Genomic DNA, 5,834 nt, shown 5'->3' on the forward strand with positions numbered 1-5,834 from the left:
CCCGCGACCGTCATTCTGTTCCGCGAAGTCTTCGTCTCTGGCCTGCGCGAGTTTCTTGGGGCCAAGGCGGGATTGCTGAAGGTGACAAAGCTTTCAAAATGGAAAACGACGGCGCAGATGGTGGCTATCGCGGTGCTGTTCCTGGGTACTGGGCTTGAGTATCTGAACGGCGTCGCGATGCAGGGGATGACAACTGAGCAGTACACCGAGGCTGTGATGGCGGGGTTGGCCGACCCGATCCGATCCTGCGGCAAGCGCGACTGCGCCTCGTTCGCGACGACGGCTGGGCTGGGGTTGATCTGGCTGGCGGCGATCCTCACCTTCATGACCGGGTGGGAGTATTTCGTCAAAGCGCTGCCGCATCTTCGAGAAGAGAAATGATCGACGTTCTTTACTTCGCCTGGGTCCGGGAACGCATCGGCCTGCCGCGCGAGCGGGTGGAGACCGCGGCTGCGACGGTGGCGGATCTGGTTGCCGAGTTGAAGCAGCGGGAAGAGCGTTACGAGGCCGCATTCGCGGATGTGTCGGCGCTGCGGGTGGCGCTGGATCAGGAGCTGTCGTCGTTTGATGCCCCGCTGGCCGGGGTGCGGGAGGTTGCTTTCTTTCCGCCGATGACAGGTGGCTGAGATGCGCCTGTCAGTCCAGTCCGCGCCGTTTGACATCGGGTCGGAAACCGCCCGCTTTGCCGCTGTCGGGGCCGGGGCCGTGGTCACCTTTACCGGGATCGTGCGGGATCAGGCGGGGACGCTGGCGGCAATGGAGATCGAGCATTATCCGGGGATGACGGAAAAGGCGATCGGCGCCATCATGGATGAGGCCGTGGCGCGCTGGTCGCTGATCGATGCGCTGGTCATTCATCGGCATGGGCGGCTGGCACCGGGGGAGGCGATCATGATGGTCGCCACGGCGGCGGCGCACCGGGCTGAGGCGTTTGCGGCGGCGGAGTTTCTGATGGATTACCTGAAATCCCGCGCGCCGTTCTGGAAGAAGGAAATCGGGGCCGGGGGGGCCGATTGGGTGGCCGCGAGGGATGAGGACGAGGCGGCGCTGCGGCGGTGGTGACTTAGGATGTCCACGCGTGGACATCTTTGTGGGTTGTTTTGAATCAATGACTTAGGAATCGCGTTTAGGACTTTGTTAAGGGTTTGACCAGTTTCCTGCGGCTTTGCCGAGGCTGGTTTTTCGCACGGGGTTAGCCATCGCGGGCAACCCCGTGCCAGCGCTCAGTTGGCTTGATAAATCCTGACTTCCGGGTCTGCCGGAACAAGTGGTTTCAGGGCGACAAAGACGTCTTGGGTGAACAACTCGCTCGCAAGGTAGGCGGTGGCCGAGGCGACGGTATCAAAGCCGTGCAGAACCTGAACATCATCGTCCCGCACCAGAAGCGCCTTTGAGTCATTGCCTGCGACGGTGGTCAGAAAGGGGTCCTTGTATTCGGCGCAGATCGCCGCTGCCGCCGGCCGGTTTTCCGGTGCGATCTTCAGCGTGATTTCAAGATAGGCGCCGGTTTCGGCAAAGACCGAGGTGGCAATCAGCGAGGCGGCCAGTGCGATGGGCTTTAGAAGCGAGGTCATGGATTTGGTCCTTTGGTTGCTGGTGGAGTGCACCAACAGACCTGAACGAAGCGGCGTGGCAGGTGAAATTGCTTGTTTGAATGGCGTCATTCGGGGAAAGAACTAATGCTGCGACCTGCGAGCGCCTATGCTTGGGGCACGTAGCTTGATCGGACGGGACATGAATTTTCAGCAGCTGAGGTTTGCGGTGGCCGTGGTGGACCTGCGGTCGTTCACCCTGACCGATTTTGGTGAAAGCATGATTGCCGAGATCCGCGCGATTCTTGCGGCGAAGTCGCGGCTGCGGACCCATTCTGCCGAGTATCTGGCCCGCGATGACCATATCGTCAGGATCGGAATATCGCCCTTGATCAGCGATGAGTTTGTCGCGGCCTTGCTGGCGCGCATCGCGGGATGGATGGCAGCCTGAACATCACCCTGTAAGAGATGAACAAGGGCGAAATTCAGTGGAATCGCGCTGTTGCCGGCATCGAAGGTGGCCGATCTTTCCCGCGCCCGGCCGCTTGGCGACACAACGGGTGCGGCGGTTTCAATCGGGTTTCACGCCGGTTGGAAGCCGTCGGTCGAACTGCGACCCAGTTTCGGGTCAGCGATGAAGGCGCTGATGGTGGACGGTCAGCAGGCTGCGACCTGATCTGAAGCAATGCGAAGATGACCGGCCGCTTTTGGCTGCGGACCGGTCATCAACACGGGTAGGACGCTGCCCTCAGAAATCAAACAGCTCGCCCAGAAAGCTTTCCTTGCGCTTTTTCCTGTAGCCTTGGCGATAGTCATCGTCATCGTCATCACGGCGGCGGGGTTCGGCGGCGTAGCCGTGCGCGGCGGGGCGCTGCGGTTCGGGTTGGTAGACCGGCGCTGCACGCTGTGGTGCGGGTTGGGCGACAGCGGCGGGCGCTGGAGCGCCAAGCGAGCGTTCGATGATCTTGTCCAACTCGCCACGATCCAACCAGACGCCGCGGCATTTGGGGCAGTAATCAATCTCAACCCCGCCACGATCAGCCATCACAAGGGTTTCGTTGTCCACTGGGCAGCGCATCGCATTCTCCATCTTTGCGGTTTTGGAATAGATGGGAACTCTTGCCGTAACCGCAAGGCACGGGGGCGGAAAACGGCCAACGGGTTGCAAAATGTCGCAATCCGGGGCAGGAAGGGGGCGAGCCGTGGCGATGGCGTCGCCGCAGGGGCTATTGCCCCGCCGCTTGCAGGGAAACCTGCCACCGTCCTGTACGCCGGGACCTTTCGGGGTTCCGCATGCGTGCCCCGTGACGGAAGTCTGACATGACACTGAACCGACCCGAGATGTACCGGATGCACAACGGCCAGAAGGCAGTGCTGCCGTTTGCGGCGGAAGAATATGAGGACCGGCTGGCGGGCCTGCGCGACATCATGGAGATGCACGATCTGGACGCGGTGGTGCTGACCTCGATGCACAACGTCGCCTACTATTCGGGATTCCTGTATTGCAGCTTTGGGCGGCCTTACGCCTGTGTGGTGACGAAAACCGAATGCGTGACGATTTCTGCCGGGATCGATGCGGGCCAGCCGTGGCGGCGCAGCATCGGCGACAACATCACCTATACCGACTGGGCGCGCGACAACATGTGGCGGGCGGTGGCGTCGGTCACCGGTGAGGGCAAGGCCGTGGGCTGCGAGGCGGACCATCTGACGATGGAGCGGGCGGAGAAGTTCAACACGTTCCTCAAGCCCAAGCGCGGCATGGATATCGCCCCCGCGACGATGCACCAGCGGATGATGAAATCTGCGGCCGAGATCGCGCTGATCAAGCATGGGTCGAACGTGGCAGACGTCGGTGGCTATGCGATCCGCGAGGCGATTGCGGTAGGGGCGACCGAGCTGGAGATTTCCATCGCCGGGCGGGACGCGATGGAGCGCGAGATTGCCAAGCGGTTCCCGGATGCGGAATACCGCGACACCTGGGTGTGGTTCCAATCCGGCATCAACACCGACGGCGCGCATAATCCGGTGACCAACCGGAAGCTGCGCCATGGGGATATCCTGAGCCTGAACTGCTTTCCGATGATCAGCGGCTATTACACCGCCCTGGAGCGGACGCTGTTCGTGGGCGAGGTGGATGATGCGAGCATGCGGGTCTGGCAGACCAACATCGACAGCCATGAATTCGGGATGAAGCTGCTGCGCCCTGGGGCAAGCTGTGCCGAGATCACCAGGAAGATCAACGAGTTCCTGGCCGAGCGGCAGATGCTGCAGTACCGGACTTTCGGCTATGGGCATTCGTTCGGGATCCTGTCGCACTACTATGGCCGCGAGGCGGCGCTGGAGTTGCGCGAGGATATCGACACGGTGCTGGAGCCGGGGATGGTGATCAGCATGGAACCGATGCTGACGATTCCGGAAGGCATGCCGGGGGCCGGGGGCTACCGCGAGCATGACATCTTTGTGGTGACCGAGGACGAGCCCGAGGACATCACGCATTACCCCTACGGACCTGCGTTCAACGTGGTGGGATAAGGCGTCGGGCCGGGTATCCCCCGGCCCTTTTTGTCAGACGCGCTTGATCAGGCGGATCAGGAACAGCAGGATCACCGCGCCAAGGGTAGCCGCGATGATCGACCCGACAATGCCGCCACCCAGGCTGAGGCCGACACGCGGCAGCAGCAGGCTGGCGATGAACGCACCGACAATGCCGATGACGATGTTGCCAAGAAGGCCAAATCCGTAGCCTTTGACGATTAGCCCGGCCAACCAGCCCGCAACGGCACCGATGAGTAGAATGATCAGAATTGCTTCGATACCCATGTTTTCCCCTTCGCCCGCCCCCACCACGGGGTCAATTGCGCACAGTAACGCGAAACGCGTGGATTGGTTCCGGTAAAGGTGCCTGCGCAACGCATTTGCGCGACCGGCGTTTCATCTTGCTGTCGTGTGGGTGTCACGGAAGCTTCACCGAATGGCGGCATGGCTCTGGCGATCTTATACCCGTCATGAGGATGCACGATGACACCGAAGACTTTTGGACTGACCTCAGTCGTTGCCCTGTCAACCGCGTTTCCGGCCCTTGCCGAGATGAACTTTAACCGCATCGCCAGCTTTGCCACGCCCGACAACATGGCGGACGGCGAAGACCGCAGCCGCGAGTCGAGCGCCGAGATCGTCACCGCATCAGAAGACGGCATGATGCTGGTCTACACCGACAGCCCGCTGGGCGTGATTGGCATGGTGGACATCACCGACCCCGCAGCGCCAAAACCGCTGGGCAACATCGATATGGGCGGCGAGCCGACGACGGCGCAGATCATCGGCGGCAAGGCTTATGTCGGGGTGAACACGTCGGAAAGCTATGCCACGCCGTCGGGCAAGCTGGTGACGGTGGATCTGGCAAGCAAGGCCATCGTCGCGGAATGCGATCTGGGCGGGCAGCCAGATTCGGTGGCGCGGGCCAAGGACGGGTCATTCGTGGCGGTGGCCGTGGAAAACGAGCGGGATGAAGAGGTGAACGACGGCGCGCTGCCGCAAATGCCGGCGGGCTTTGTGGTCAAGCTGCCGGTCAATGACGGCGTGGTGGATTGCGCGGGCCTGCAGCGGATCGAAGTGACCGGCCTTGCCGAGGTGGCCGGTGACGACCCGGAGCCGGAGTTTCTGGCGGTGAACGATGCGGGCGAGATCGTGCTGACGATGCAGGAAAACAACCATGTCGTGGTGATCGGTGCGGACGGGGTGGTTTCCAGCCATTTCAGCGCGGGTGCGGTGGATCTGACCGGGATCGACACTAAGCGCGACGGCAAGCTGGACTTCACCGGCGACAAGGCGGGCGTTGCGCGCGAACCGGACGGGGTGAAATGGATCGACGCCGATCATTTCGTGATGGCCAACGAGGGGGATTACGAAGGCGGGTCACGCGGCTTTACCATCTTCAAGCGGGACGGCACGGTGGTCTACGAATCGGGTGCATCGCTGGAGCGCGAGATTGCGGCACTGGGCCACTATCCCGACCATCGCAACAAGAAGGGCGTGGAGCTTGAGTCGGTCGAGGTCGCCACCTTCAACGGCACGCCGATGCTGTTCGTGGCATCCGAGCGGGCTTCGCTTGTGGCGGTGTATGACCTGACCAACCCGGCGGACCCGGTGCTGAAGCAGATCCTGCCATCGGGCATCAGCCCCGAAGGCATGGTGGCGATCCCGGCGCGCAACTTGCTGGTCACCGCGAATGAGGTGGACCTGCGCGCCGATGGTTTGGCCCCGGCGCATGTGATGATCTATGCGCTGGCCGAAGGGGTGCCG

9 protein-coding genes and 1 pseudogene are annotated in these 5,834 nt (G+C 62.2%); 7 read left to right on the forward strand and 3 right to left on the reverse strand.

The window, feature by feature from the left end; translation table 11 throughout:
* The 3 genes from RMO18_RS09005 to RMO18_RS09015 form a co-directional block, all read left to right on the forward strand.
* The coding region (locus tag RMO18_RS09005) for a CDP-alcohol phosphatidyltransferase family protein (protein ID WP_405054036.1) at positions 1-381 on the forward strand (381 nt) is incomplete at its 5' end.
* Complete coding sequence (gene moaD / locus RMO18_RS09010) at positions 378-626, forward strand: molybdopterin converting factor subunit 1 (protein ID WP_309665365.1); 249 nt, start codon at positions 378-380, stop codon at positions 624-626. The genes RMO18_RS09005 and moaD, both read left to right, overlap by 4 nt.
* Position 627: 1 nt before the next feature.
* Complete coding sequence (locus RMO18_RS09015; protein ID WP_309665372.1) at positions 628-1,062, forward strand: molybdenum cofactor biosynthesis protein MoaE; 435 nt, start codon at positions 628-630, stop codon at positions 1,060-1,062.
* 161 nt (positions 1,063-1,223) lie between these two features.
* Here RMO18_RS09015 and RMO18_RS09020 read toward each other — a convergent pair whose 3' ends face one another.
* Positions 1,224-1,574, reverse strand: a complete 351-nt coding sequence (locus RMO18_RS09020) for a hypothetical protein (RefSeq protein WP_309665366.1) — start codon at positions 1,572-1,574, stop codon at positions 1,224-1,226.
* 160 nt (positions 1,575-1,734) lie between these two features.
* On the opposite strand from RMO18_RS09020, the gene RMO18_RS09025 reads away from it, so the two are divergent.
* Together RMO18_RS09025 and RMO18_RS09030 are read left to right on the forward strand one after the other, a co-directional pair.
* Complete coding sequence (locus tag RMO18_RS09025) at positions 1,735-1,983, forward strand: hypothetical protein (protein ID WP_309665367.1); 249 nt, start codon at positions 1,735-1,737, stop codon at positions 1,981-1,983.
* A 66-nt stretch (positions 1,984-2,049) separates the two neighbouring features.
* Entirely contained in the window at positions 2,050-2,208 is a 159-nt protein-coding gene (locus RMO18_RS09030; RefSeq protein ID WP_309665368.1) for a hypothetical protein, read from the forward strand.
* A gap of 72 nt (positions 2,209-2,280) precedes the next feature.
* Here the strand turns inward: RMO18_RS09030 and RMO18_RS09035 are convergent, their stop codons facing one another.
* A complete protein-coding gene (locus tag RMO18_RS09035) occupies positions 2,281-2,610 on the reverse strand; it encodes a zf-TFIIB domain-containing protein (protein WP_309665369.1) in 330 nt (109 codons plus the stop codon).
* A 248-nt stretch (positions 2,611-2,858) separates the two neighbouring features.
* On the opposite strand from RMO18_RS09035, the gene RMO18_RS09040 reads away from it, so the two are divergent.
* Entirely contained in the window at positions 2,859-4,064 is a 1,206-nt protein-coding gene (locus RMO18_RS09040) for a M24 family metallopeptidase (RefSeq protein WP_309665373.1), read from the forward strand.
* Between the two features lie 33 nt (positions 4,065-4,097).
* Here RMO18_RS09040 and RMO18_RS09045 read toward each other — a convergent pair whose 3' ends face one another.
* Positions 4,098-4,352, reverse strand: coding sequence for a GlsB/YeaQ/YmgE family stress response membrane protein (locus tag RMO18_RS09045; RefSeq protein ID WP_309665371.1), 255 nt, complete (start codon positions 4,350-4,352; stop codon positions 4,098-4,100).
* 198 nt (positions 4,353-4,550) lie between these two features.
* Here RMO18_RS09045 and RMO18_RS09050 point away from each other — a divergent pair.
* Positions 4,551-5,834, forward strand: a pseudogene (locus RMO18_RS09050) (alkaline phosphatase); the annotation flags it as partial.

Origin of the sequence: Tabrizicola sp. (assembly GCF_031377265.1) — a bacterium.
In the GTDB taxonomy this organism is placed as follows: domain Bacteria; phylum Pseudomonadota; class Alphaproteobacteria; order Rhodobacterales; family Rhodobacteraceae; genus JAUYQR01.